The organism is Micromonospora sp. NPDC007230 (genome assembly GCF_042869115.1).
Lineage (GTDB): Bacteria > Actinomycetota > Actinomycetes > Mycobacteriales > Micromonosporaceae > Micromonospora.
In genome coordinates this window covers 56,811-82,525 of record NZ_JBIAFE010000012.1, presented here as the reverse complement: position 1 = coordinate 82,525, position 25,715 = coordinate 56,811, and the positions used below count along the sequence as shown (strand labels likewise).

Genomic DNA, 25,715 nt, shown 5'->3' with positions numbered 1-25,715 from the left:
CGATCAGCCTTCCGTACCGAGTCCGAGCAGCCCGCCGGGCAGGGGCACTCTGAGGAAGAGTCCGAACACGCCGTAGATCAGTGCGGCGGTGAGCGCGGCGATGAGGGCGGATCGCACCAGCGACTGCCGCTCGATCCAGGTGGAGATCACGAAAACCAGCCCGGCGAACGCCACCAGGAATCCGACGACCTGCACCAGGAGGATCGCGCCGAAGGTCAGCGCGAACACCGCCCAGAGGTTGCGGACTCGCTCCCGGCGGCTGCGCCCGGTGATGTCGATATCGTCGTCGGCGTCCGGCGCTTCAGCAGGCTCTGCCGCGTCGGTCTCACCGGCGGGCTCGACCCCCGATCGGACCGCGATCCAGCCGCACAGCAGAGCGGTCAGCCCGCCGGCGACGACCGGGAGGAAGCCGGGACCGACCCGGCCGTGGTCGACGAACACGCCGTAGGAGAGGCCTCCCGCCGCGGCGGCGAGGCCGAGCAGGGCGAGGACGGCGTACGCCGTTGCCTCGCCGCTGCCGCGAAGCCGAGTCAGCGCGCTCACCTACTTACCCAGCGCCTTCTTGAGCAGGTCGTTGTTGTCCCTCAGGTACTGGGTGAAGTCGTCGCCGAACAGGGCGTTCGGCTGTAGGTAGTTGCTGGCGATGTACTGCTTGGCCTTGTCGGACTCGACGAACTTGCGGCTCGCGTCGATCCAGAACCGCTTGGCTTCCGGGCTGATCCCACCGGGTGCGATCATGCCCCGGAACTGGGCGTACGCGACGTCGACGCCCTGCTCCTTGGCGGTGGGAATGTCCTTGAGTTCGGGGTAGTCGTACCGCTTCTCTGAGAAGGCGCACAGCGCCTTGAGCTTGCCGGCCTTGAGCTGCTCGACGACCTCGCCGGGGTTGAGGGAGGCGACCTGGATCTGGTTGCCCAGCAGCGCCGCGAGCAGTTCGTCGCCGGATTCGAACGGAACACGGTCGAACTTGGCGCCGGTGGCCTGCTCGGTCAGCGTGAAGACCACGTTGTCGAGGCTGGTCGCTCCGGAGACACCGGCGAGCACCCGACCGGTCTTGCTGGCGTTCACCACGTCGGCGCAGGTCTGCCACGGGGAGTTGGTGGGAACGACGGCCAGGGTGAAGTCGTCGCCGATCTTCATGATGGGGGTGAAGGAGGTGTAGTCGAAGGTCACCTTGGTGTTCAGTGGCAGGGCCAGCAGGGCGGTCTCGCTGGGCAGCAGGTAGTTGGGGTCGCCCTTCTTGCTGAGGAAGTAGGAGTAGCCGACCGCGCCCGAGCCGCCGTCCCGGTTCTCCGTGTTGACGTGCAGGCCGGGAGCCACCGCCTCCAGGCCGGCGGCGATCGACCGGCCGGACACGTCACTGCCGCCGCCCGCACCGAACGGGACGACCATCGTGACGTTGCCCCTGGGCTTGAACGATCCGCCGTCCGATTGCTGTCCGTTGGCGCTGCTGCAGCCGCTGGTCGAGAGGACCGAGGCGGCCACGACTGCGGCCAGCAGGGAGGTACTGCTCTTCATGATGAACCCTTCGTGTGGTGGTGGGTGGGGCTGCGTGTGTGCTGTGCGATGAAGGGGTGTGGGCCCACCGCTCCGGCCACGGGATCCCACGCCGGCGCGTACGGCTAGCGCCGCGCGGTTTCCGGTTCAGCCTGTTGTGCCACGTCCGTTGCGATCCGCAACAGCCGGAGGTAGCCGTCCACCGGCCAGGCGCTGCGCCCGATGAACAGCCCGCGTACGCCGGGTGCCTGCAGCAGTTGCCGGGCGTTCGCGGCGTTGACCGAGCCGCCGTACAGCACGCCGGAGATTCTGTCGCCGTACTCGGCGACGAGTACCTCGGTGACCTCGGCTACCTCGGCGACGGTGGGCTCTCGGCCCTGCTCGCCGATCGCCCAGACCGGCTCGTACGCCAGCAGCACCGCCGACGGCCCTGTCGCCTGATCCAGGGCGGTGGCGGTCTGCCGGAGCACGTACTCGGCGGCCCCGCCGGCGGCCCGCACCTGGGCCGGCTCCCCTACGCAGACCAGCGGCGTGAGGCCGTGCCGTAGCGTGGCCTGGACCTTCTGGTTGACCGTATCGTCGGTCTCGCCGAAATGCTGGCGCCGCTCCGAGTGTCCGATCTCGACCAGCGTCGCCCCGGCGTCGGCTACCTGGGGCACCGATAGTTCCCCGGTCCAGGCGCCGGCGTCGGCCCAGTGCGCGTTCTGTGCGCCGACGATGATCGGCGACGACGGTCCTAACACGTCCCGGACCACGGAGATCGCGGTGGCGGGGGGAATCACGAACGGCTGGACACCGGGCCAGCCACCCGGCGGGACCGCCGCTCGCAGCGCCTCGGCGTATGCTGCCGCGTCGGCCCGAGTCTTGGTCATCTTCCAGCTGGTGCCGATCCACCGGACCATGCCGTCAGTCCCCCTCGTACGAGCAGATCGCGGCGACCTTGGCCGCGGAGGCGGAGGTGGGGTCGAAGGAGTAGGTCAGCCACTCCCTGGCCAGCCGGCGGGCCAACTCCAGCCCGATGACGCGCTGGCCAAAGGTCAGCACCTGGGCGTTGTTCGACAGGATCGCGCGTTCGACCGAGAACGAGTCGTGGGCGGTGACCGCCCGGATGCCGGGTACCTTGTTCGCGGCGATGGCGACGCCCAACCCGGTCCCGCACACCAGCAGGGCACGGTCAGCGGTGCCCTCGACGATGAGGCGGGCGGCGGCGACGGCGACGTGCGGGTAGTCGGTGTCCTCGCCGGAGGCGACGCCGACGTCGATGACCTCCCGCACCGCGGGGTTGGCGGCCAGGTCCGCCTTGAGGGTCTCCTTGTAGCTGAAACCGGCGCTGTCCGCGCCGACGACGATTCGTAGCGTCATCCTTGCTCCCCAGGCTGATCGGTGGCGACGTGGTCGGTGAGGGCGGTGACGATCAGGGCGAAGGAAATCGCCCCGGCGTCGGGGGCACCGATGCTGCGGTCGCCGTGGGTGCGGGCCCGGCCCAACCGGGCGGGTATCCGAGCGGTCGCCTCGGCGGCAGCGGTCGCCGAGGCGGCGGCGACCGACCAGGCGGCGGCCAGCGATGCTCCGGCCGCCGTCTCGGCTGTGAGGACCTGGTGGAACGGCACGGCGGCATCGACCATGGTCTTGTCGCCCGGTTGCGCACCGCCGAGCCGGACGATCGTCTCGACGGCCGCCGTGACCGCGCGGACGACGTCACCGGATGTCGGTAGCTGATCGTCGTCCAGCGCGGCGCCGGCGGCGGTGAGGGCAGCGCCCCAGAGCGCACCCGACGTGCCGCCCGCCCGCTCGGCCCAGGCGTCGGCGGCGGCGACCAGCAGTCCCCGAACCCCGGCCTGCTCGGTTACCGCCGCCGCGGCGGCCTCGGCGGCGGCCATGCTGCCCCGCGCCATGCCGATGCCGTGGTCTCCGTCGCCGGCCACCGCGTCGATCTCGCCGAGCCGGGTCTCGTGCGCGAGCACGACGTCTCGGACCGCGGCCAAGGCCTGCGCGACCCGGGTGGCGCCCAGCTGCGCTGCGGGCGGTGCCGGCCGCAGGCGCGGCCGGATCGGGGCAGCCGGCAGCACGGGGCGGGGCGGGTGTTGCGGCGCCGGACGGCGCTGGAAGGCGGGCGCGTCGGCGGGAGCGATCCAGTACGCCTCCAGATCGTCGTCGAGGAAGGTGAGGCTCAGCGACAGCCCGGCCATGTTCAGGCTGGTGACATGCTCGCCGACCACCGGGCGGACGATGGTCAGACCGGCCCGCTGCAACCGGTGGGCGACCCGGCGGTAGATGACGAACAGCTCTTCGTACTTGATCGACCCGAGCCCGTTGACCAGCACCGCCACCCGGCTGCCCGATCCATCGGCGCCGGCCTCGTCGAGGATCTCGTCGACCAGCAGATCCGCCACCTCGTCGGCGCTGGGCAGCGGCTTCGCGCCGATCCCCGGTTCCCCGTGGATGCCGAGCCCGACGGCCATCTGTCCGCCGTCGACGGTGAACAGGGGGTGGTCGGCGCCGGGCAGGGTGCAGCCGTCGAAGGCGATGCCGAAGGATCGGGTGGCGGTGTTGGCGCGCTGGCCGATCGCCGTGACGGCGGCAAGGTCGAGGCCTGCCTCGGCCGCCGCGCAGACAATCTTGAAGACGATGAGGTCACCGGCGACACCGCGGCGGCGGTGCCGCTGTTCGGACGTGGCCGAGGCGATGTCGTCGACCACTGCGATGGTGCGAACGTCGATGCCGTCGGCGCGCAGCCGCTCGGCGGCCTGGCCGAAGTGCAGGACGTCTCCGGCGTAGTTGCCGAAGCCGAGGATGACGCCGCCGCCGGCTTCGGCGGCGCGGGCGACCGAGTGGATCTGGTTCGCCGCTGGCGAGGCGAAGGTGTTGCCGCACGCGGCGCCGTGGGCGAACCCCGGGCCGACCCAGCCGGCGAAGGCTGGGTAGTGCCCGGAGCCGCCACCTAGCACGACCGCGACCTGACCGGGCGGGGTGGCCGCGGCGCGCACGACGCCGCCGTGAACCGGGAGGACGTAGTCCTGATGGGCGGCAACGAATCCTTCAAGCGCTTCCCTGGCGAACTCTGCGGCGGCGTTGACCAGGCGCGTCATCGTACGGCTCCGAGCTTCGTCCGGAGAAGGCCGCGCAGGTAGTCGCGGTTGCGGGCTGACACGCCCAATCCGTCACCGCCGTAGTGCTCGACACATATCGGGCCCTGGAAGCCGGCATCGAGGGCGATCTCGATAGCGCGCCGGTAGCTGATCAGGCCCGACTCGGCCGGAGCCGGGACCGTGAAGTACGCGCCGGTGGCGGGATCGTGGTCGCGGTAGTAGTTCTTGATGTGCCAGTAGTTGGCGTACGGGAGCGTCTTGAGGTGTAGCTGCTCCCAGTCGGGTACGGGCCGGTGCAGGCGGACGAGATTGCCGATGTCGGGGTTCAGCCCGACGTTCGGCAGGTTGATCGCCTCCACCAGCGCAACTGCGTCTTCCGCCGTGCCGAGCAGGGTGTCCTCGTACATCTCGAGGGAGAGCGCGACACCGAAGGTGGCGGCGTGCTGGCCGATCTGCGTGAACCGGTCGACCGCGAGCGCGAAGCTCGCCCTGTCCTGCTGTGTGTCGGGCGGGCCGGGCTCGGTCCAGAACCACTGGGCCGCCTGCTGCCGGGCAGTCAGTGGACGGTGCAGGCCCAGGCAGACCACGCTGGTGCCGATGGCTGCGGCCGCCTCGATCGTGCGCAACGCGTACCGGAGGTTGGCCTCACCGTCGCGGGCGTCGAGGATGCTGCGCCGGACGACGGAGATGGCGGTGACCTCGAGGTTGCACTCCTTGAGCGTGCCGGCCAGCTCTGCCCGCTGACGATCATCGAGGTCCCCCGGACGCAGCCAGCTGTCGGTGATGTCGACGTGGTCGAACCCGCAGGCGCTGACCTCGGTGAAGACCCGGGCCCATTCGGCGGGGCCGGCGTCCTGGACACTCGTCCCCGCTCGGGTCTGTCCGGGGAACTGGATCAGGGCAGCGCCGATGGGCCACTGCTCTGCCGTCCAAACCATTCCTGTCTCCGATCGAAGTCGCCGGGTCATTGCCGTCCCGTTGCCACGGCGTTGCCGCACCGTTGCGCCTAGATCCTGTAGGATCCATGACCATGCGCCCCGTGTCTAGAGGTGGGACCGGTAGGATCTCAGCCACCATGACAACCCCGACGACCCCGAATTCCGCCCGGCTGGAGCCCGACCTGGGCCGCGCGGTCGAGCGGCGCGCCCTGCGCGACGGCGTCTACGACGCGATCCTGGAACTGCTGCTGGAGGGTCGGGTCAAGCCGGGCGGGTCGTTGAGCATTGACGCCCTCGCCCGGCAGCTCGGCGTCTCGCCCACACCGGTCCGCGAGGCGATGGTGCAGCTCGAGCACACCGGCCTGGTCACCCGGGCCGCGCTGAAGGGTTACCGGGTGGCGCCGCCCTTGTCAGCCGACCGCATGTCCGAGCTCGTCGACGCCCGCACCATCCTGGAGGTCGCCGCCGTCCGCGGCGCCGTTCCGATGAGTGACGGCGCCCTGCTGGAGCTGAAGGCCGCACACTCCGACCACGTGATGGCGGCCGAATACGTCAAGCGCCTACGGGCCACCAGCGACGAGACGAGCTGGCCGGTCATCCGCCGGTACTACACCGCCGACTGGGCGTTCCACCGGGTGATCCTGCACCACTGCGGCAACCAGTACCTGTTGCAGCTGGCCGAGGGCCTCTCCCCCCAGGTGCACCGGATGCGCCAGTCGCTCGGCCACGGGCTCACCGACGTGGACCAGGCGGTGGCCGAGCACGGAGTGATCCTCGAGGCGATCGCCACCGGCGACGACCAGCGAGCCGAGGACGCCATGCGGGCCCACCTGCTGGGGGTACGGGCCCGCTCGTTGGCGGAGAGCTGACCGCTCGCCGAACCCGGGGCTTGACGCATCGAGACAGCAACCTTGATCCTATAGGAAACATGAATCTGCCCGTGTGTGCTCGCGACGAGCACCGGGATGCAGGAGAGGAACCACATGCCGCAGACCACCGCCGAGGAGCTCCGGCCCCGGATCGCCCTGACGCTGGGTGACCCGGCCGGGATCGGACCGGAGCTTGCCGTCCGACTGCTGGCCACGCCCGGCAACCTCGACCGGGCCGAGGTGCACGTGCTCAGCGACGCCGCCGAGTTCAAGGCGGTCGCCGGCGAGTTCGGCGCGGACGTCCGGGTGGCCGACGTGGCCACTCCGGGTCACGCCGTGCTCGTCGGCAGCGACCTGTCCGGGCGGCCGGTGGCGCGGCGGACGGTCAGCCGGGAGGCCGGTGAACGGGTGATGAGCGATCTGCGCAAGGCGCTGAGCCTCTACCAGGCGGGCACGGTGGACGCGATCATGTTCACCCCGTTGAACAAGGCATCCCTGCACCTTGCCGGAATGCACGAGGAGGACGAACTTCGCTGGTTCGCCAAGAACCTCGACTACACCGGCACCACCTCAGAGCTGAACTTCGTACCCGGGCTGGTCACCTCTCGCGTGACGTCGCACATCCCGCTGAAGGACGTGGCGGCACGGATCAACGCCGGCTCCGTGCTCGCGGCCATCCGCCTGCTCGACGACGTGATCAAAGGATCAGGGATCGAGGCACCCCGTCTCGCCGTCTGCGCGCTCAACCCGCACGCCGGCGAGAACGGCCAGTTCGGCCGCGAGGAGATCGACCACATCGGGCCCGGCATCGAGGCCGCCCGGGCGGAAGGGATCGACGCCAGCGGGCCGTACCCCTGCGACACGGTCTTCATCAAGGCTCGGGACGGCCACTTCGACGGCGTGGTCACCATGTACCACGACCAGGGCCAGATCGCGATGAAGCTGATGGGCTTCGACCGGGGCGTCACCGTCCAGGGCGGCCTGCCGGTACCGATCGCGACCCCATCACACGGCACCGCATTCGAGATCGTCGGCAAGAGGATCGCCCACCTCGGACCCACCCAGCACGCGTACGACCTGGCCGTCGCCCTCGGCCGGCGGGTACGCCAGCAGCGGGGATAGGCCGCCTCCTGGCCCTGGCGCATTACACCGAGCCAGTCGCGTCCAGGCGGCCGGTCTCCGCCACTTTGGCAAACGCGTCCGCGCTCGGCTTCGGTATCCGGGCGAAGTTGTCCTCGCGGTCGACGGCGATGAGGCCGAACTTCGGGCGATAGCCTTCGCTCCCGGCGGTTGAGAAGTCGGGGATGCGCGTTCAGCGGCAGCAGCCGCACGTGGTGGTCCAGCCACGGCAACATCCCCGCGACACCGCGAGCGCGGTGCGGTCGAGCAGGGCATCCTGGCCAGTCACGGTGGCGACGTTAACCCACTTTACCTACCTGCAAAATAGGTATTCTACGTGCTGGGACGTGAGGCGTGAGCAGAACGTCATCGTGGCCGCTACCCTTCCCGGCGGCGAGCACCTACAGCACCGCCTTCCGCAAGTGCCCGAAGAGCCAAGCGGGGTGATACTGCCCGAGCCAGTGCCGGACCTTGCCACGCCCGCGCTCGAAGCGCTGCACTTCGTGGCCGGTCCCGGCGGGCCATAGCATCAAGGATGGACGACCGAGACGGACCAAGGCGAGGAGCAGCAGACCATCGACGCCCTCACCGCCATCCTCGAAGCAGCGAACTCGTAAAGACCACCAGACACACCACTCAACCGAAGACCACGAACGGCGGCTGCCGTACTGGCAGTGGAAACGCCTCTCGACGTCTCACACCACTCCCCTGCCGACCGTCGACCTGTTGCCGACCAGATGCGGACCGCTCATCTGTTCAGGCGATCCGGAGCGTCATCCGGCTGTACCAGGATGGAGCTGTGCTCGCCGAACCGGCGATGCTCCTCGTCCACAGTCCGGCTGCTCACCACGGCGGCGTGGGACGCGCTGCGGCTGCACCTCGAAGCACCTTCGACCCCCGGTGCGCGTACAGTTCCGGGTCGGACTTGGGGCGGGCCGGGTAGATCCGGCGCAGGGAACGGGACGAGACAGCGACGGCATGACGGCGGACAACATTACCGAAACCGGTCAACCCGGCATTGACCCGACCCGGCTGGAGACCTGTCTCAGCGTCTTTGAGGCATTGGAGGACCTCCCTCCCGATCACCCCGACGTCGTGCGGGTGCAACGGGCCACCGCGAGGCTCTACAAGATGATCAAGCAGCGGCGACGCGAGGAACGACGGGATGCCATCACGGCGGCCGACCGCGCGGTGACGGCGGCCACCGCCACCGGCGCCCCGGGCCGGATCGACGACGAGACCCAGGGCATCCCGCTCGCCTCCCCCACAGTGGGTGCCACGGCCGGCTTCCTGCACAAGCCGCGCGGCTGCTACGTCTGTAAGCAGCGCTACCGCGAGGTGGACGCCTTCTACCATCAGCTCTGCCCGCCCTGCGCCGCGCTCAACCGGGAGCGCCGCAACGCCCGCACCGACCTGACCGGCCGGCGCGCGCTGCTTACCGGCGGCCGGGCGAAGATCGGCATGTACATCGCGCTGCGGCTGCTGCGCGACGGCGCGCACACCACGGTCACCACACGGTTTCCGCACGACGCGGTCCGCCGATTCGTCGCGATGCCCGACAGCGGGGACTGGTTGCACCGCCTGCGGATCGTCGGGATCGACCTGCGCGACCCGGCCCAGGTGACCGCCCTCGCTGACTCGGTCAGCGGCCAGGGACCACTCGACATCCTGATCAACAACGCGGCGCAGACCGTCCGCCGCACACCCGGGGCGTACGCGCAGCTCGTCGCTGCGGAGGCGGCCGCCCTGCCGGACGGCCCGCTGCCGGAGATGATCACGTTCGCCAAACCAGCCGGCCGGGGCGACTTGGCGGGCAACCTGAGCGCCTCGCCGCAGGCGGCTGCGATCCCCCCGCACGCGCTCACCGCGCTGGCGCTGACCAGCGGCTCCGCCTCGCCGGAACGGATCGCGGCAGCCACCGCCATCGACGCCGGCGGCCTGGTGCCGGACCTCGACCCGGTCAACAGCTGGGTGCAGCGGGTGCACGACGTGGACCCGATCGAGCTGCTTGAAGTGCAGCTGTGCAACGTGACCGCGCCGTTCGTGCTGGTCAGTCGGCTGCGATCGGCGATGGCCGCAGCGGCCGCCCGCCGCAAGTACGTGGTGAACGTGTCGGCGATGGAGGGCCAGTTCGCCCGCGGCTACAAGGGGCCGGGGCACCCGCACACCAACATGGCCAAGGCTGCGCTGAACATGCTGACCCGCACCAGCGCCCAGGAGATGCTGACCGATGGCATCCTCATGACCAGCGTCGACACCGGCTGGATCACCGACGAGCGGCCCCACCCGACGAAGATGCGGCTCGCGGACGCCGGCTTCCACGCCCCGCTGGACTTGATCGACGGCGCGGCCCGGGTCTACGACCCGATCGTCCGCGGCGAACAGGGCGAAGACCTGTACGGCTGCTTCCTGAAGGACTACGCGCCCTGCGCCTGGTGATCGGCACGCCTACCCGGCCATCGGCCGCCCAGCCTCAAGAGCGCATGGGCAAAGTCAGCGGGGCGGCCTGATCGAGAGGGCTACACCGCGAGGGTCGGCACGGCGGAGGCGAAGATGTTGTCCGGGTCGTAGCGGCGTTTGGCGCTGACCAGCCGCTCGTAGTTGGGGCCGTAACTCGGCGGGACCCGCTCGGGCTCATCCGCGCCGAGCAGGTTCGGGTAACCGCCGGGCAACGCCAGCGGCGCCAACCGTTGCGACGTTTGGTCGGCCCAGTCGCCGTATCCCGCTTCGGCGTCCTCCGGCGCCCACGCCCCGACGATCTCGACAAGCAGGTGGTCCGTGCGCAGCCCGAAGGCGGTCTCGGCCTGGCCCACTCGGGCGGCGGCGCCGTGGAAGTGGTGCATGGAGATGGCCGAGTATGGTGAGGCGATCTGCGCGGCGGCGTCAGTAAGCTCCTCGGCGGCGGCCTCGGACAGGTGAGACAGCCAGCGGGTACGCAGCCGGTAGTGGTTGCCCTCACGCATGGCGCCGTCGAACATGCTCAGCGCGTCGTGGTACGGCGTTGCGGCGATCTGGCTCATGACCGGGTTGCCCAGCCGCTCCAGCCCCGCGATGAGCCGCTCGCCCTCGGCGAGGTCGGCTCCGCTCCACATGGGACAGAGGAACACCAGGGGCGGCCCGTCCGGGTTGGGCAGGAACCCCGCCATGATCGTCGCCTCGTCGGCGGCGGTCGCCACGATCTCGCGGTACCCCGTCAGCACGGTGGCCGCCTGGGCGAACGGGAACAGCATCATCCCGGACAGGACGGTCGGCAGCTCGTGCAGCCGGTACATCAGGCTGGTGACGACACCGAAGTTGCCACCGCCGCCGCGCAAGGCCCAGAACAGTTCGGCGTCGCCATCTGGGCTGGCGGTCACGAGGCGGCCGTCGGCCAGTACGACATCGGCGCGCAGCAGGTTGTCCACCGCCAGCCCGTACCGCCCGCAGAGTGGACCGTAACCGCCGGCGAGAGTCAGACCGGCCATCCCGACCGTCCGTACGGTCCCCGTGGGCGTGGCCAAGCCGTGCTGCTGCCCAGCGCCGGAAACATCGCCGATGTGCGCCCCGCCCCCGACCGTGGCCGTACCCGCCCCGGTATCCACCGCCACCTGCCGCATGCCGGACAGGTCAAGCACCAACCCGCCGTCGCGCAGCGCCCGCCCCGCCCAGTCGTGGCCCCCGCCGCGTACGGAGAGCGGCACGTCGTACTCGCGGGCGGTCAGCACGGCGGCGCGTACGTCGTCGTTGTCGAGGCACCGGACGATCGCGCCGGGCCGGTGCGTGACCGCACAGTTCCAGATCCGGCTAGCCGACGCGAACCCATCGTGTGTGGGCAGCAGTAGCCGGTCACCGAACACGGGGCGCAGCCGCTCGGTGGCCCGAGCCACGTCGGCGCTGGCGTTGATCGAGGTCATTGCGGCTCCCGACGAGGCAGCGGCCCCCGCCGTACAGGAGGTGTGACGGTGGGCGGGGATCCGAGGGGGTGGCGGCGACGCTAACATCGCCACGCGGAGGACGCTGTCCGGAACCGGACCCTTATCAGTGGGCGTTGTTCGTGGAGTTCGGCCGCCCAGCTCGCCGCGCGCCGCCGACCCGGATACAGCCGACCGGCGGCGGCGACGCGGGCTGGGCTTCCGGGGGCGTCAAGCCGTTGCCGCCGGGCGGATAGGGTGGGCGACGCATGCTCGACGGTGGTCGGATCAGCAGCTCACCGGCGTCGTCGAGATACTGTTGTGGACTCACGGCTGCCAGGCCGTCGGTCCCGCCCAGCCTCTGCCAGGGCCACGGCCCGGCCGATCCCGCGCGAAGCCCCTGTTACCAGCACGCGCCTCATCGCGTGAAGACCTGGGACTCGTCGCGGAACGCCTTGAACTCCAGCGCATTGCCGGCCGGATCGTGGAGGAACATCGTCCACTGCTCCGCCGGCTCGCCGGGGAAGCGGCGATAGGGCTCGATGACGAACTGGGTGCCCGCCTTGCGGAGTCGGTCGGCGAGCGCGTGGAAATCGTCGGTCGACAGCAGCAGCCCGAAGTGCGGGATAGGCACCGCGTGCCCGTCGACCTCGCTGCTATCGGCAGGCGCAGTGCCACCGGAGACCACATGGGTCACCAACTGGTGGCCGTGCAGGTCCCAGTCGACCCAGTGTCCGGTGGACCGTCCCTCGCTAAGCCCGAGGACATCTCCGTAGAACTGGCGTGCGGCTTCCAGGTCGTCGACGGGTATGGCCAGGTGGACAGCGGGACGCACGGACATGTGAACGCTCCTTCGGCTCGGTCGTCTCACCTTGCATCAGCCAATGTCCGAATGTCGACATTAAGCCGGCTATTTGCTGCCCACGCCATTGTCAGGAGGCAGTTCGGTTGTACGGCCGGTCCCCTGTACGTACTTTCCTGATGGATGTTGGGATGAGGGTAGGGCTATGTCACGGGGAGCCGGGCCGTCGTAGTCCGCGAGTAGTGGCGGCGGTAGCGGGCCCTTGATCCGTCGCCCTGAGCCGCGCTCCTCCCATGCGTGGGCGAGGATGCCCACCGAGCGGGAGAGAACGAACAGGCCGCGGGCCAGCTCGGGCTCGAAGCCGAGTTCTCCGTAGACCACCGCCGTGGCGCCATCGATGTTCATCGGTACCGGACGCGATCGGCCCTCGCTCAGCCAGCGCTCGATCTCCTGGGCGGCGCGTAGGTGGCTACCCGCGAGGTGTCCCGCCGCGACTCGCTCCGCTACTGCGTTGAGCAGTGGATCCCGGCGTGGGTCACGTGGATGGAACCGGTGCCCGAATCCGGGTACGTGGGCTTTGCGGGCTCGGAAGTCGGCGAGGACGTCGCAGACGGCCTCGTCGAGCGGGACGTCGGAGCGGGCGACCAGCGCGTCGAGCAGTTGCAGGCACTGTTGCCCTGCGCCGCCGTGCACATCGCCGAGCAGGTTGACGCCGGTGGCCACCGCTGCATTGAGACCGACCCCGCAGGTGGCGGCCATTCGTGCGGCCGCGATCGAGGGGGCTTGCGGGCCGTGGTCGACGGCGGCGACTAGGGCCATCTCGAGGAGTTCGGCCTGTGGCATGGACGGTAGCTCGCCGCGCAGCAGCAGATAGGCCATGGCGGGGAAGGACACCGAGCCGATCAGCTGTTCGACGGGATAGCCGCGCAGCCGGATGACTCCCGGTTCAATGTCGGAGACCGCGGTTGACCACCAGGCGGTGGCGTCTGCGGTGGTGACTCGGGCACGCGCTGCCGCGTGTGCGTCGGTCATACGGCTCCCTCCGCCCGGAGCCTGGCTATGTCCGCTGCTCGGAACCCGAGCTCGGCGAGCACCGTGTCGGTGTGTTCGCCGAGCAGCGGTGGTCGGCTGCTGGGGCTCACCGGGGACCCGTCGATGTGGGTGGGCAGGCCGAGCACCTGGAGGGTGCCACCGTCGGTTGCGGGGGACGGCACCTCGGAGACCAGCCCACGGTGAGTGACCTGGTGGGATGCCAGTGCGTCGGGGACCGATACCACCCGGGCCGCGGGCACCCCGGTGGTGGCCAGCAGTTCGTCCCACTCTCGGGCCGGACGTTTCCGCAGGCTTAGTTCCAGCTCTTCCCGCAGGGTCTCCCGGTGCCGCTTCCGGTCCTCCCGGGTACGGAAGCGCGGGTCGGCGAGCAGCTCCTCGCGGCCGAGAACGGAGCAGAGCGCCTCGAACTGCTCCTGCCGGTTCGCGGCGATGTTGAGCATGTCGTCGGCGGTGGCGAACGTCCCGGAGGGAGCCGACGTCGGGTTCTCGTTGCCCATCGGCTCGGGTTCACGGTTACCGATCAGGTAGTTGGAGACCACCCAGCCCATGGTGCTCAATGCGGCGTCGAGCATGCTCACGTCGAGGAAGGCTCCCTGGCCGGTTCGCTGCTTGCGTACCAGGGCACCCGCCACCGCGAACGCGGCTGCGAGGCCTCCGATCGAGTCGCACACCGGGTAACCGACCCGCAGGGGCGCGGTCTGCGGCGTTCCGGTGACGCTCATGATGCCGGACAGCCCCTGGATGATCTGGTCGTAGGCCGGTCGCCGGCTGTCGGGGCCGGTCGAGCCGAATCCGGACACCGCGCAGTAGATGAGCCCCGGGTATTGGTCACATAGTCGCTCCCAGCCGAAGCCGAGTCGTTCCAGCACGCCGGGGCGGAAGTTTTCGATCAGCACGTCGGCGCCGGCCAGCAGTCGCTCGAAGACCTCTCGGCCGGCCGGGCTCTTGAGGTTGACGGTGACCGAGCGTTTCCCGGCGTTCTGAGCGAGGAAGGAGATGCCGAGTCCCTGCCGCGACAGCTCGGCGTCGGCGCCCAACTGGCGGGCCAGGTCACCGGTGCCGGGCACTTCCACCTTGATGACGTCAGCGCCCAGCAGGGCGAGCTGGTAGCCGGCGAAGGGGCCGGCCAGCACGTTGGTCAGGTCCAGCACACGGACCCCGGAGAGCAGGGGTGTGCCGGTCACAGGAATGCCTCCACGCTGCCGAGCCCCTGGTCGCTGATCCGCTGGGCGGCGGTCACCACCGCGTTGACGTAGGCGGCGATGCGGTCGGCGGTGAACCGCGAGGTGGGGCCGCTGACCGAGAGGGCGGCGAGCACCCGGCCGTCGTGGGCCACGATCGGGGCGGCCACGGCGGAGGCTCCGAGTTCACGTTCGCCGTGGCTGAAGGCGTATCCGGTCTCGCGTGTCGATGCGACCGTGCGGGCGAGGGCCTCTGGGTCGAGGCCTTCTGCCGCAGCGAGCCGTTCCAGCAGCCCGTTCGGGGCGCCGGTCAGCAGCACGCGCGCCGTCGCGCCGCGTGACAACGGCATCGGTACGCCGAGCGGCACGACGCTGCGTACCGTCGCGGTTCCCTCCTCCTGCGCGATGGAGACCCGCTCCGTGCCTTGCCGGACGTACACGTTCACGGTTTCACCGCACTGGTCGACGAGTTCGCGCATCATCGCGCGGGTGTGGTCCGAGACGTCCCACAGCGACGCTGCCAGATGGGCCCACCTGAGGAAGGCGGGCCCTGGTGCGTAGGTCGTCTCACTAGGCCGGAGCAGCAGGCCACGGGCTTCGAGGGTCGCGCAGACCCGGACCACGGTCGTCTTCGGCAGGCCGGTGGCGGCCACGAGGTCCCGGAGTGTGCGGGTCGGGTGCGTGGTGTCGAACAGTGCCAGCACGTCGATGGCGCGGGCGATGCTGCGCACCCCACCGTCGTGCGGTTCCGTCTCGTCGGACCGGGCCATAACGCCTCCTGGATCAACTGCGTGGCGGTACGACCGTACCGCCAGATGGTTTAGCCGAGTCAATCCTGTCCGACAACTCGGCCTTCTCGATTCCCTAAACCATTACGTGGTCCGGGGGGTTCACACAGCGGTTTGCTTGCGCTAGCGTGACGGCACTCACCCACCCCCACCAGCACCATCACCCCTGAGGAGGAAGGCCATGCGTGCGGTTCGGCGCCCGGCTACTCGACGTACTGCCGCGATCGCGGCGGGTCTGGCCCTGAGCACCGCGCTGGCGGCCTGCGGCCAGAACGCCGGCGGGTCGTCATCGGGTCAGTACCCGTCCAAGACGATCAACTTCATGGTGCCGGCGGCGGCCGGCGGTGGCTGGGACTCCACGGCTCGGGCCATGCAGCAGGTCATCCAGAAGAAGAACCTGGCCAACAAGCCGGTCGAGGTCTTCAATGTCGCGGGCGGCGGTGGCGCCACCGGGCTGGCCCAGCTCCAGAAGGAGAAGGGCGACCCGCACGCGCTGATGATGACCGGACTGGTCATGATCGGCGCGCTCACCCGGGCGAACTCGCCGGTCTCCCTGAAGAACACCACGCCGATCGCCACCCTCACCGCCGAGGCAGAGGCCTTCGTCGTGCCGGCAAACTCGAAGTACAAGACCATCCAGGACGTCGTCAACGCCTACCAGCAGGACCCCTCGTCGGTCACGTTCGGCGGCGGCAGCGCCGGCGGCTCCGACCACCTCGTCACCGGCCAGCTGCTGAAGGCCGCCGGCGCCGATCCGAGCAAGCTCAAGTACGTCGGATACTCCGGCGGCGGTGAGGCCACCGCGGGCATCCTGTCCGGCGACGTGGGCGTCGGGGTCTCGGGCGTCAGCGAGTTCGAGAGCCAGATCGAGTCCGGAAAGATGCGCCTGCTGGCCATCAGCACCGCAACGCCGCAGGAGGTCGCGGGCAAGCCCGCCCCCACCCTCAAGGACGCCAGCTACGACGTCGACTTCAGCAACTGGCGCGCCGTGGTCGCCGCACCGGGCCTCTCCGACAAGGACAAGCAGGCGGTCACCGACCTCGTGGACAAGCTGCACGAAACCCAGGAGTGGAAGGACGTACTCAAGACCAACGGCTGGGACGACTTCTACAAGACCGGTGACGAGGCACAGCAGTACATCGAGGGCGAGACAACGCGCGTCGAGCAGCTGTACAAGGACCTCGGGCTGTGAGTCACCCGAACCCGACGGACGGCGGAGCCCCTGACCGCGGGGGCGCCACCGTACGGAACCCGGAGATCGCGGTGCACGAAGCGGAGCCCGACCAGCCGGGTGCCGAGGAGCACAGCGCGGCCGGGCGCTCGCCGGTCGGTCCGCTCCTGGTGGGAATGGTCATGTTGGCCCTCGGCGTGCTCATGCTCGCGCAGACCTTCAACATCAAGGGAGGCGGCTTCGAGCCCAGCGGTCCGCGATTCATGCCCTTCGTGGTCGCGTCGCTGTGGACGGTGCTGGCGCTCATCTACCTGGGGCAGCAGGTCTCACGGCTTGTCAGGCGTGCCGACAATCTGCCGGCCGAGCGGTTCACCCACATGCTGGGCGCGGCCGCCCTGGTGGTGTTGCTGGTGATCTACGCCTACCTGCTGGACCCGCTCGGTTACGTGATCGCCACCAGCCTGTTCTTCCTGGGCGCGTCCCGGGCCATGGGCTCCCGCCAATGGTTCCGTGACCTGATCGTCGCGGTCGCGCTGTCACTGCTCGTGTATCTCACCTTCACGCGCGCCCTCGGCGTGCATCTCCCGGAAGGGGTTTTGGGCCTGTGAGCTCCTTCGCTGAACTGCTCGGGGGATTCGGGACGATCCTGTCGCCGGAGAACCTGCTGTTCGCGGTGATCGGGGTGACACTCGGCACGCTGGTCGGCGTGCTGCCCGGGATCGGCCCCGCAGTGACCATCGCTCTCCTGCTACCGGTCACCTACAACTTCGACGACCCGATCCCCGCGTTCATCATGTTCGCCGGCATCTACTACGGCGCCATGTACGGCGGGTCCACCACGTCGATCCTGCTCAACACGCCCGGGGAGTCAGCGTCCGTCGCGACCGCCATCGAGGGCCACGAGATGGCCAAACGCGGGCAGGCCCGCGCCGCACTCGCAACCGCGGCGATCGGCTCCTTCGTGGCGGCACTGATCTCGACCGTCCTGCTCGCTCTCGTCGCCAAGCCGGTGGCCGGCATCGCCATCTCGTTCCGCGCCACCGACTACTTCGCGCTCATGATCCTGGCGTTGGTCACGGTGACCTCCCTGGTCGGCCGCTCGCTGGTGCGTGGACTGGCGTCCCTGCTGCTCGGTATCTCGATCGGCTTCATCGGCCTCGACGGCGTCTCCGGCGAGCCCCGCTTCACCTTCGACAGCCCGATGCTGTTCAACGGGATCGACTCAGTGCTGCTCATCATCGGCCTCTTCGCGATCGGCGAGACGCTGTACGTCCTGGTCAAGGGCCGCACCCGGCCGGGCTCGGTGACCCCGCTCGAGCCCGCATCCGGCGGATTCACGTGGCTCAGCCGCAACCAGTGGCAGCGCTCCTGGGCGCCCTGGCTGCGGGGCACCGCCTTCGGCTTCCCGTTCGGTGTGCTGCCCTCCGGAGGCGCCGAACTGCCGACCTTCCTGTCGTACTCCTACGAGAAACAACGGTCCCGCGGCCGCAAGGAGTTCGGCAAGGGCGCCATCGAAGGCGTCGCCGGGCCGGAGGCCGCCAACAACGCTTCGTTCTCCGGCGTACTCGTGCCGCTGCTGACGCTGGGCCTGCCGACCTCCGCGACGGCCGCGGTGATGTTGGCAGCGTTCAAGATCTTCAACCTGCAGCCGGGACCGCAACTGTTCGACAAGTCCCCCGACCTGGTCTGGGCGCTCATCGCATCGCTGTTCATCGGCAACGTGATGCTGCTCGCGCTGAACCTCCCGCTCATCCGGCTCTGGGTAAAAGTGCTGGAGATCCCACGGCCGCTGCTCTACGCCGGCATCCTGGTGTTCGCCACGCTCGGGATCTACTCCGTCTCCGGCGCGATCACCGACATCCTGATCGCCTACGCCATCGGCGTCGTCGGCTTCCTCATGCGCCAGTTCGACTTCCCGATCGCACCCACGATCCTGGGTGCCATCCTCGGGCCGGAACTCGAAGACCAGTTCCGCCGAGCGCTGAGCATCGGCAACGGCGACCTGACCGTATTCCTGCACCGGCCGCTCACCGTCGCCATCCTGGCGCTCGCCCTACTGGCGCTGCTGCTCCCCTACGCACCCAAGGTGGTGGCCCGACTGCGCGGTCGACCCGTCGAGGGCACGACCAAGCTGGCCTTCGCCGATGAGGACTGAGAGGACGGCCATGCCGGCTCCGGACACCACGATCGTCGTCGGCTACACACCCACTCCCGCCGGCGAGGCAGCAGTTCGCGCCGCCGTGGAAGAGGCTCGCCTGCAAGGCGGCTCCCTGTATGTCGTGAACGTCAGCCGCGGCGACGCCTACGTCGACCGCAACCTGGCCAGCCGCCAGCACCTCAACAACTCCAACGGCTGCTCGCCGAGCCGGGCATCCAGCATCGGGTGGTACAGGAGGTGGGCCGGGGAGAACCCTCAGAGGAGTTGTTGCGTGTCGTAGAAGAGACGAATGCGGCACTGGTCGTCATCGGGCTCCGGCACCGGGCCCCGGTCGGCAAGCTCCTGCTCGGCAGCACCGCCCGGCAGATCCTGCTCGATGCGCCGTGTCCGGTACTGGGCGTCAAGCCGTAGCTCACCGCCTGGTCCACGACGGTGAGACGATGGTGGACGGGCCGGCGAAGCTGTCGGCGCAGGTGCGGGTGTTCGCCACCGGCAACGGCCGCAAACCCGACCCGGTGGATGCGCACTCGGTGGATATGTGTGGCTTCCACACGCTGACCGTGTCCGGTGCCGGCATAGCTCAACTGTCGGCGGCGCCGATCGGCCTACCTGTCACGGCGTCCCACGCGGCCATCGCGTATGTGACGACGTCGTTCAGCGCGGTCTGGTCGGCCCCGTCGCGGGCCTGTGCGGACATGCCCTGGAGCACCGCTGTGATGAAGCGGGCCAGGGCGGCGGAATCCGTGTCGGGCGGCACGTCGCCCTCGGCCACGCCACGCTCGATGCGCCGCTGCAGGGTGGCCAGGTCCTCCGTCCGGCATGCGGCCATGAACTGCCGGATGTGGTCGTTCTCCACCGCGCCGGTCGTCGCCGCCAACAGGACGAGGCAACCGGTCGGATGCCCGGGCTCCACGTAGGCGTACGCGTTGTGCTGGAGCAGCGCTTCGATTGCCGCCCGGGCGGTCGGTGCCTGCTCGAGCGTGCGTTGCGGCACGGCGCCGTGGGTGGCGTTGTAATGGGCGACCGCCTCCCGGAACAGCGCCTCCTTGTTTCCGAATGCGGCGTAGAGACTGGGGGACGCGATGCCCATGGCCGTGGTCAGGTCCGTGAGGGAGGCGCCTTCGTAGCCGCGTTCCCAGAAAACCTGCATGGCCCGGTCGAGGGCAGCGGTTCGGTCGAAGGTACGTGGCCGTCCTCGCGTACCCAATGTCTGCGTCCTTTCCTGGCTCGGAACCGCCGCACCGTGCACCGGTGAACTCGGGCAACCGCTTCAATCCCACACCGGATCCCCCGATCCGGCGAACCGCGGGTCGGTCTTGCCCGGCTGCCGCGGAGGAGTCTGCCAATCAAGGCCGGCAGGCGGCGGGGCCGGGGTCCCGCTGAGCCGTTCAGCCCTCCACGGCCTTGAGTCCGATGATCCCGACGAGGATCAGGGCGAGGAAAGCGAACCGCTGCGGTGAGGCGCTTTCGCCCAGGGCGACGATACCGGCGACGGCCACGCCGACGGCACCGATGCCCACCCACACCGCGTACGCGGTCCCGACGGGCAGGTTCTTCATGGCCCATGACAGCAGCACGAAACTCAGCGCGGCGGTGGAGACGGCCAGCGCCGAAGGCCAGAAGCGGGTGAACCCCTCGGTGTGTTTGAGCGCGGTCGCCCATACCACCTCGAGCAGGCCGGCGGCGATGAGAATGATCCAGGCCACGGGGTGTTCCCTTCGGAGTGGGCGGCCGCCGCGCACGAGCGCCGGTTCGGCACCCGTGGTCGGAGGCCGTGAACGACGGACTCAGGCGGCAAATCCGCCGTCTACGGCGATCGACGCGCCGGTGATGTACCGGCCGTCCGGGCCGGCGAGGTGGCTCACCGTGGCCGCGACGTCCGCAGGCTCGGCGTAGTGCCCCAGCGCGATGAAGCTGCGTTCGTGGTCGGCGCCGTCGCCGCTGGCCGGGTTCATGTCCGTGTCGGTCGAGCCCGGGTGCACCACGTTGACGGTGATGCCACGCGGGCCGAGGTCGCGGGCCAGGCCCCGGGTCATGCCGATCAGCGCACTCTTGCTCATGGCGTACAGGCTGACCCCGGCGTACGGGACACGTTCGGCGAAGCAGCTACCGATGCTGATGACCCGGCCGCCGTCGCCCATCTGCCGCACCGCCGCCTGGGTGGCCAGGTAGACACCGCGCACATGCACCGCCAGGGTCCGGTCGACCTCCTCGGTCGACACGTCCTCGATCGACGCGTACGGGAAGACGCCGGCGTTGTTGACCAGGATGTCGAGCCGGCCGAACTCGGCGACCACGCGCTCGACCGCCGCCACGACCGCCGCGCCGTCCCCACTGTCGGCTTGGACGGCGAATGCCTTGCGGCCGTCCTCCTCGATCGCGGCGACGACGGCCTTGGCCTTCTCTCCGGCGCTCAGGTAGGTCAGCGCCACGTCGGCGCCGTCCTGCGCCAAGCGGGCCGCGATCGCTGCTCCGATGCCCCGGCTTCCTCCAGTCACCAGGGCGACCTTGCCGGCCAGACGCGTCACCTGAGCCCTCCCCTCTCTCGCTCCACGTTTCTGTATCGAACGATACAGTATTCTCGCGGCATCGGGGAAGGGGCTGAAGGCCGACGGTCGCACCGTCCCGGCGCCGTACCGCTCGCTGCAATCCGCATCGACCGCTCCACTTCATCGGTGACGGGCAGCGGCACCCCGCCCCGTAGCCGCCCCCGCGGACTACCGGCACCCGAACCGCGAGGCACCCTCATCTCGGCTCCTCACACCCGCCCGCAGTTTTGGCCCACCGCCGGGTCGTAGCCGCAGGTTGGAAGGACGAAAATCACCGCCCCGAGATTCCCGAAACGCCTGCTGGCGGCAGGGAGTGGGTCGCGGCTCGTGCCCGCTCGTGCCCGTCCGGGGTACCGGCTACTGGCACGTGGCTGGCACGACGCCGCCATCTGATCCCTAGAATCCCAGGACCGCTCCGCGCGGTTGCCTACCAGTCGGACAACTCAAGATCGAAGACGTCTGAACCCACGCCCGAGCGCGCACTCCATTCGGCCCTCTGGTCGTTGTCACTGCTGGCGTTCAGGGTCTTGGTCCGTTCGTCGTCGCCCGCCACAACCAGCGGCCAGGTGGGCGTTCCGCGCTGGCCGTCCTCGCCGGTGAACGAGAAGGGCGCGGTGAAGGTCCATTGCCGGCCCCGCCGGTCGAATCCTGGCCGGCCTGGTCCTGACCTACGTGTCGATGCTGCCCGCGGTGGTCATCGCCGCAGTGGCCACCGCAGCCACGGTCGCCCCGCTGGACTTCCTGCTCGCCGTCGGAGCCGTCGCGGTGATCTCCGTGCCGTTCACTCTGATGGGCCTGGCCATCGGATACTCGCTGTCGAGCAAGGCGGCGATCGTGGTTGCACAGCTCGTCTTCTTCCCACTCGCCTTCGGCGGTGGGCTGCTCTCCAACCCGGACGACGCACCCGGCTTCATCAAGGCGATCGCCCCTACCTGCCCACCCGGGGCGCGGTGGAACTCATGTGGGCGGCGGTCACCGACTGGCGACCGAACCCAGTCTCCGTCGTCATGCTCGGCGTCTGGATCGTGGTGCTGGCGGGGATCGCCGGATGGGCGTACCGACGGGACGAGGGACGGCGCTTTACCTGACCTTTTCGCGGACTTCTGCCCGCAAGTCATCGGACGGTGCCGCGATTCGTGCGGTCATGGCACCTTCCTGATCACCACGACCCTCTTCCTGGTCGTCCTACGGACGCTCTGGCACTGGTTCACCCGGCGCGTGGTGCTGTTCGCGGTCGTCTTTGGCGGCATCGAGCGGGCCTTCTTCACTGCGAACCTGGCCAAGGTCGGCCATGGTGGCTGATTGGCGCTACTCATCTTGATCATCGTCTTCACCATCCTGCTGGCGTGGCGGCGCGGAGCTGAACTGGTCACCGCCAGACGGGTCGACGCGAAGGCCCGCTACCCGACTTCATCGACACCCTCCATGCCACGAACAATCCCTGGGTGTCGGGCGCCGCGGTGTTCCCCACCCGAACAAGGGGACTATCCCGCTGGCGCTGCGCGCGAGCGTCGCGCACAACCACGTCCGGCACGAGCGAAAGTGCTCTCCCGCTGGAGAGGAAACGGTCCATCAGCGCGCGCAGATCGTTCCGCAGGTCGTCCTGGGGGTCGAGACCGCACCGGCGTACCGCCAGCGCCGCTAGGCCGTGACCACACCACCTGGCGAAGGTTCCTCCGCACCCAGGCGTCGACCACGCTCGCTTGTGACTTCTTTCATGTGGACTGCCCGCTCAACCTCCCACACCTGTACGTGTTCTTCGTGCGTTGGAATGTGCGGTCGAGCAGTTACGGGCCTAGGTCACGCAGCTGCTGGGCATGGATCCAGTCAGATCTCGCTGAGGCATTTCGTTACGAGCGGGCCCCGCGCCGGGACGTCAATCCACACGCACGGGGCCCCTCGAAGAAGCGCAAAGGTGTCACTCGTGGGGGTCGTCGACGGAGGGACCGCGCTCCCGAATGTTCTCAACCGGCTCGAGGCTCGCGGTCTCCCACGACCCGTCGGCAACCGCCTCCAGGATCGTCATCCCCGCCACCTCGGCAGTCTTGGCAATGTAGCCGTTGGACTTGGCGTCGATGTCGCCACGCATCTCGAACAGCACCGAGGCAGAGCCCAGTAGCCCGTAGGCGTTCCGGGCGATGCCGGGGGTGGACGTGCTCGGGTAGCGCGTAATGTTGGCGTAGCCGTACTGGTCCAGCGAAGTCAGCAGCACCGACACCGCCCGCTTCGACCGGGTGACCGTGTCCGCGAACTCATCGGCTATGCCCAGCCGCTCCGCCTCGGCCTCGGCATTGGGCCACATCGTCGAGCCGGTGATGAGCCCGCCCTGCTCATCGACGTACGAGCCCTGGTGGTGGAAGTCGAGGACCAACTCGGGTCGCCGCTGTTCCCACAGCAGGCGCATCGCGATGGCCTCCGGGACCGGGTTCAGGTTGTCGTCGCCCGCCTTGTACGGGTGGTCGTACGCGTTGCTGCTGTAGGAGTGGTAGCGGTTGATGTCGTAGCCTCGCCCGACCTCGTAGAACGGGTCGCACGGTGCCTGAGTGCAGCTCGGGTCGTAGTTCTGCCGCCACGGTGTGGTGCGTCCCGCCAGGTCGGTGACGTCGGCGTCGAACCCGTCGACATTGACGCGGGGTACGACGGTGATGGTGAGCGCCTCGCGCAACGCCAGCGCCGTTTGCGAGTTACCGCTGATCTTGCGGATCAGGTTGATCATCGCCTCGGAAACGACGTACTCGTCGCCGTGCTGGTTGGCGATGTACATCACCGACGTAGGTCCATCACCGACCGTCACGACCGGGATCTCCCGGCCAGTGTTGCTCGTCAGCGGCGCGGCGGAGAGGTCGAACGAGCCCTGGGCGCGGTTCTCGATCTGTCGCAGCGTGGACCAAAGCTGGTCATAACTGTGGATCGCAGCCAGGCTAGAAGACTTCTCTCCGGACCACGGTCCGTTCGGAGTGGTCTGCGGGTCCGCCGCCGCCGGCACGGCCGGGCCGACGGGAAGCAACGCGATGGCTGCCGTGACAGCGATCAGCCGTCTCCGCGTCAACCGCCACCGGAACCGGCCCGCGGCAGACGCTTGAAGGGAATGGGAAGCGGTCACGCCGATCTCCTTTGACCAGGAATCGCGAGCGGCCAGCATTGCCCGCCCTGAAGAAACCTGTCAAGAGGTTCTCCGCCATCAATGGGTGGGATTTGCGGGGTGGTCCGCCGCGCCGGCGCCAGCGCGGATGTCGGCGTCAGTGGGGGCAGTCCCGGTGGCGCGAGGTGACGCAGGATCGCTCGATGCACCTGCCGGAGGCTGTCGGGGAGCTGCTCGGGCGCGGCGGGGCCGATCTGTCCGGATCGCATTGTCCGGCTGCGCGCGGGAATCCACCCGGCTCTGCTCCTCATTGGGGTGGCGGGTGCGGCGCCTATCGCCTGGCGCAGGGCAGCGCGGATGCCCTCGCCAGTAGGCTGATCTAAGCGACAGGCCGCCGAACCATCGCCGGTGCCCCCATCACGTCCACGCCGTTGACCAGGATCGACGGAGACGGGTAGCCCCCTACGACCTCGGTGACCACCGTGATGGGCAGACCGACGTCGGCCAGCGCCGCGCGCAGCTCATGCCGAGCCGGCGCGAGGTTCGGACAGTCCGGCACCGAACGAAGGTCGACAGCCACCCGACCTTCTGCTGCGCGATCTGCTGCCGCGGTCATCACAGCCCTCCTAACAAACGGCCCCGGTGGCATCACGCGCCACCGACTGGCCGGCACGGCTCTACCCGTACCTGACTGAACGTTGCAATGCAGGGGAAGGTCAAGGCGCGACGACAGGAGGCACCAGATGCGGATCGGGGAACTTGCGTGATGCTGGAGATGGTGAGCCGGCCGCGTTGGCCGGTGCACAGCGGGCCTGGCTCGCCGTCGCGGTGGCGGACCCGCGCCGTGTAGTACCTGGGTCAGATTGGGATGACCGGGCCGCCGCCGGCGATGCCGCCGTACAGGCCGGGCTGGCCGGTCAGCACGCTGCAGCCGAGGTCGATCGCGGCGAGCACTGCGGTGGCGGCGTCGACCCTGCCGACCGTGTCGAGGGTGACGGCGAGGGCCTCCCAGCTGTCCGGCGGCGGCGAGAGGATCTCGGCGATCGGGTGGTTGACGAGCAGCTGCAGGCGGTCCGTGTCGACGACCATCCGGGCGGCTTCGGCCACGCACAGTACCGGCAGCCCGAACACGCAGTTCTCTTCGTCGGCGACCTCGGCGATCACCTCACCGACGTCGATCGACCCTCGGGTGAAGGCGATGATCGCGGAGGCGTCGAGGACGACCCGGACGGCCGGTTCGGTCACGCGGCGCGGGCCGGCAGGCCAAGCTGCTCGCGAGCCTGGGCGTCGAGCTCCGCCGTCCACCGCTCCCGGGCCTCGTCCAAGCGGCGGCGCGCGCGAGCCTTCCCCTCGTCGGAGACGACGATGCCGGCGGCGGCGAGGATCTCCTCGCTGCGGGCGCCGGTGTCGGGGCTCCTGTCGGCCATGCCCGCAGAATACCCCCTGGTAGGCGCGGGAGTCACCAGCACGCCGCCGGCAGTGCTGCCGGGCGCTGGGGCTGCTGGTGCTGGTGCTGGTGCTGGTGCTGG

27 protein-coding genes are annotated in these 25,715 nt (G+C 69.4%); 9 read left to right on the top strand and 18 right to left on the bottom strand.

Annotated features, from left to right (window positions below; genetic code table 11):
* Positions 1-3 precede the first annotated feature (3 nt).
* From ACFYML_RS18740 to ACFYML_RS18715, 6 genes are all read right to left on the bottom strand, one after another.
* Entirely contained in the window at positions 4-543 is a 540-nt protein-coding gene (locus ACFYML_RS18740; protein WP_387421799.1) for a tripartite tricarboxylate transporter TctB family protein, read from the bottom strand.
* On the bottom strand, positions 544-1,518 hold the full coding sequence (locus tag ACFYML_RS18735; RefSeq protein ID WP_387421798.1) for a tripartite tricarboxylate transporter substrate binding protein: 975 nt from the start codon (positions 1,516-1,518) through the stop codon (positions 544-546).
* 104 nt (positions 1,519-1,622) lie between these two features.
* Complete coding sequence (locus ACFYML_RS18730; RefSeq protein ID WP_387421797.1) at positions 1,623-2,399, bottom strand: triose-phosphate isomerase; 777 nt, start codon at positions 2,397-2,399, stop codon at positions 1,623-1,625.
* 4 nt (positions 2,400-2,403) lie between these two features.
* Complete coding sequence (locus ACFYML_RS18725; protein ID WP_387421796.1) at positions 2,404-2,859, bottom strand: ribose-5-phosphate isomerase; 456 nt, start codon at positions 2,857-2,859, stop codon at positions 2,404-2,406.
* On the bottom strand, positions 2,856-4,586 hold the full coding sequence (locus ACFYML_RS18720) for a dihydroxyacetone kinase family protein (RefSeq protein ID WP_387421794.1): 1,731 nt from the start codon (positions 4,584-4,586) through the stop codon (positions 2,856-2,858). Before ACFYML_RS18720 ends, ACFYML_RS18725 begins: the two co-directional genes overlap by 4 nt.
* Positions 4,583-5,524 carry a sugar phosphate isomerase/epimerase family protein gene (locus ACFYML_RS18715; RefSeq protein ID WP_387421793.1) on the bottom strand — a complete coding sequence of 314 codons (942 nt, stop codon included), beginning with the start codon at positions 5,522-5,524 and terminating at the stop codon, positions 4,583-4,585. The genes ACFYML_RS18720 and ACFYML_RS18715 overlap by 4 nt, the downstream gene beginning before the upstream one ends.
* 137 nt (positions 5,525-5,661) lie before the next feature.
* Here ACFYML_RS18715 and ACFYML_RS18710 point away from each other — a divergent pair, with 137 nt between their 5' ends.
* The 3 genes from ACFYML_RS18710 (at position 5,662) to ACFYML_RS18700 (ending at position 9,951) form a co-directional block, all read left to right on the top strand.
* Positions 5,662-6,393, top strand: coding sequence for a GntR family transcriptional regulator (locus tag ACFYML_RS18710; protein ID WP_387421792.1), 732 nt, complete (start codon positions 5,662-5,664; stop codon positions 6,391-6,393).
* 114 nt (positions 6,394-6,507) lie between these two features.
* Positions 6,508-7,515: a 4-hydroxythreonine-4-phosphate dehydrogenase PdxA gene (locus tag ACFYML_RS18705; RefSeq protein WP_387421791.1), complete on the top strand. Its 1,008-nt coding sequence runs from the start codon at positions 6,508-6,510 to the stop codon at positions 7,513-7,515.
* Positions 7,516-8,490: 975 nt separating this feature from the next.
* Positions 8,491-9,951 carry an SDR family NAD(P)-dependent oxidoreductase gene (locus ACFYML_RS18700; RefSeq protein WP_387421790.1) on the top strand — a complete coding sequence of 487 codons (1,461 nt, stop codon included), beginning with the start codon at positions 8,491-8,493 and terminating at the stop codon, positions 9,949-9,951.
* An 80-nt stretch (positions 9,952-10,031) separates the two neighbouring features.
* Here ACFYML_RS18700 and ACFYML_RS18695 read toward each other — a convergent pair whose 3' ends face one another.
* The 5 genes from ACFYML_RS18695 to ACFYML_RS18675 all read right to left on the bottom strand — a co-directional run bounded on the left by ACFYML_RS18695 (position 10,032) and on the right by ACFYML_RS18675 (position 15,208).
* A complete protein-coding gene (locus ACFYML_RS18695) occupies positions 10,032-11,405 on the bottom strand; it encodes an FAD-binding oxidoreductase (RefSeq protein WP_387421789.1) in 1,374 nt (457 codons plus the stop codon).
* Between the two features lie 415 nt (positions 11,406-11,820).
* A complete protein-coding gene (locus ACFYML_RS18690; RefSeq protein ID WP_387421788.1) occupies positions 11,821-12,243 on the bottom strand; it encodes a VOC family protein in 423 nt (140 codons plus the stop codon).
* Positions 12,244-12,312: 69 nt separating this feature from the next.
* Positions 12,313-13,236, bottom strand: a complete 924-nt coding sequence (locus tag ACFYML_RS18685) for a citryl-CoA lyase (protein ID WP_387421787.1) — start codon at positions 13,234-13,236, stop codon at positions 12,313-12,315.
* A complete protein-coding gene (locus ACFYML_RS18680) occupies positions 13,233-14,441 on the bottom strand; it encodes a CaiB/BaiF CoA transferase family protein (protein ID WP_387421786.1) in 1,209 nt (402 codons plus the stop codon). Before ACFYML_RS18680 ends, ACFYML_RS18685 begins: the two co-directional genes overlap by 4 nt.
* A complete protein-coding gene (locus ACFYML_RS18675; RefSeq protein ID WP_387421785.1) occupies positions 14,438-15,208 on the bottom strand; it encodes an IclR family transcriptional regulator in 771 nt (256 codons plus the stop codon). The genes ACFYML_RS18680 and ACFYML_RS18675 overlap by 4 nt, the downstream gene beginning before the upstream one ends.
* A gap of 199 nt (positions 15,209-15,407) precedes the next feature.
* Here ACFYML_RS18675 and ACFYML_RS18670 point away from each other — a divergent pair, with 199 nt between their 5' ends.
* The 5 genes from ACFYML_RS18670 (at position 15,408) to ACFYML_RS18650 (ending at position 18,966) form a co-directional block, all read left to right on the top strand.
* A complete protein-coding gene (locus ACFYML_RS18670; protein ID WP_387421784.1) occupies positions 15,408-16,418 on the top strand; it encodes a Bug family tripartite tricarboxylate transporter substrate binding protein in 1,011 nt (336 codons plus the stop codon).
* A 71-nt stretch (positions 16,419-16,489) separates the two neighbouring features.
* Positions 16,490-17,005, top strand: a complete 516-nt coding sequence (locus ACFYML_RS18665; RefSeq protein WP_387421783.1) for a tripartite tricarboxylate transporter TctB family protein — start codon at positions 16,490-16,492, stop codon at positions 17,003-17,005.
* Positions 17,002-18,552 carry a tripartite tricarboxylate transporter permease gene (locus ACFYML_RS18660; protein WP_387421782.1) on the top strand — a complete coding sequence of 517 codons (1,551 nt, stop codon included), beginning with the start codon at positions 17,002-17,004 and terminating at the stop codon, positions 18,550-18,552. The genes ACFYML_RS18665 and ACFYML_RS18660 overlap by 4 nt, the downstream gene beginning before the upstream one ends.
* Entirely contained in the window at positions 18,542-18,835 is a 294-nt protein-coding gene (locus tag ACFYML_RS18655) for a hypothetical protein (RefSeq protein WP_387421936.1), read from the top strand. Before ACFYML_RS18660 ends, ACFYML_RS18655 begins: the two co-directional genes overlap by 11 nt.
* Complete coding sequence (locus ACFYML_RS18650) at positions 18,781-18,966, top strand: universal stress protein (protein ID WP_387421781.1); 186 nt, start codon at positions 18,781-18,783, stop codon at positions 18,964-18,966. The genes ACFYML_RS18655 and ACFYML_RS18650 overlap by 55 nt, the downstream gene beginning before the upstream one ends.
* Positions 18,967-19,135: 169 nt before the next feature.
* Here the strand turns inward: ACFYML_RS18650 and ACFYML_RS18645 are convergent, their stop codons facing one another.
* The 3 genes from ACFYML_RS18645 to ACFYML_RS18635 all read right to left on the bottom strand — a co-directional run bounded on the left by ACFYML_RS18645 (position 19,136) and on the right by ACFYML_RS18635 (position 21,083).
* Complete coding sequence (locus ACFYML_RS18645) at positions 19,136-19,705, bottom strand: TetR/AcrR family transcriptional regulator (RefSeq protein WP_387421780.1); 570 nt, start codon at positions 19,703-19,705, stop codon at positions 19,136-19,138.
* Positions 19,706-19,943: 238 nt separating this feature from the next.
* Positions 19,944-20,261 carry a quaternary ammonium compound efflux SMR transporter SugE gene (sugE, locus tag ACFYML_RS18640; protein ID WP_387421779.1) on the bottom strand — a complete coding sequence of 106 codons (318 nt, stop codon included), beginning with the start codon at positions 20,259-20,261 and terminating at the stop codon, positions 19,944-19,946.
* Positions 20,262-20,342: 81 nt separating this feature from the next.
* Positions 20,343-21,083, bottom strand: a complete 741-nt coding sequence (locus ACFYML_RS18635) for an SDR family NAD(P)-dependent oxidoreductase (RefSeq protein WP_387421778.1) — start codon at positions 21,081-21,083, stop codon at positions 20,343-20,345.
* Positions 21,084-21,782: 699 nt separating this feature from the next.
* Between ACFYML_RS18635 and ACFYML_RS18630 the strand changes: the two genes are divergently transcribed.
* On the top strand, positions 21,783-22,406 hold the full coding sequence (locus ACFYML_RS18630) for a KUP/HAK/KT family potassium transporter (RefSeq protein WP_387421923.1): 624 nt from the start codon (positions 21,783-21,785) through the stop codon (positions 22,404-22,406).
* Between the two features lie 616 nt (positions 22,407-23,022).
* Here the strand turns inward: ACFYML_RS18630 and ACFYML_RS18625 are convergent.
* The 4 genes from ACFYML_RS18625 to ACFYML_RS18610 all read right to left on the bottom strand — a co-directional run bounded on the left by ACFYML_RS18625 (position 23,023) and on the right by ACFYML_RS18610 (position 25,613).
* Positions 23,023-24,246, bottom strand: coding sequence for a M14 family zinc carboxypeptidase (locus tag ACFYML_RS18625; protein ID WP_387421777.1), 1,224 nt, complete (start codon positions 24,244-24,246; stop codon positions 23,023-23,025).
* 319 nt (positions 24,247-24,565) lie between these two features.
* Complete coding sequence (locus tag ACFYML_RS18620) at positions 24,566-24,802, bottom strand: hypothetical protein (protein WP_387421776.1); 237 nt, start codon at positions 24,800-24,802, stop codon at positions 24,566-24,568.
* Positions 24,803-25,044: 242 nt separating this feature from the next.
* The gene (locus tag ACFYML_RS18615) at positions 25,045-25,431 is read right to left on the bottom strand and encodes a hypothetical protein (RefSeq protein WP_071098609.1); all 387 of its coding nucleotides are present in this window, start codon (positions 25,429-25,431) and stop codon (positions 25,045-25,047) included.
* Positions 25,428-25,613 carry a hypothetical protein gene (locus tag ACFYML_RS18610; protein WP_387421775.1) on the bottom strand — a complete coding sequence of 62 codons (186 nt, stop codon included), beginning with the start codon at positions 25,611-25,613 and terminating at the stop codon, positions 25,428-25,430. The genes ACFYML_RS18615 and ACFYML_RS18610 overlap by 4 nt, the downstream gene beginning before the upstream one ends.
* Positions 25,614-25,715 lie beyond the last annotated feature (102 nt).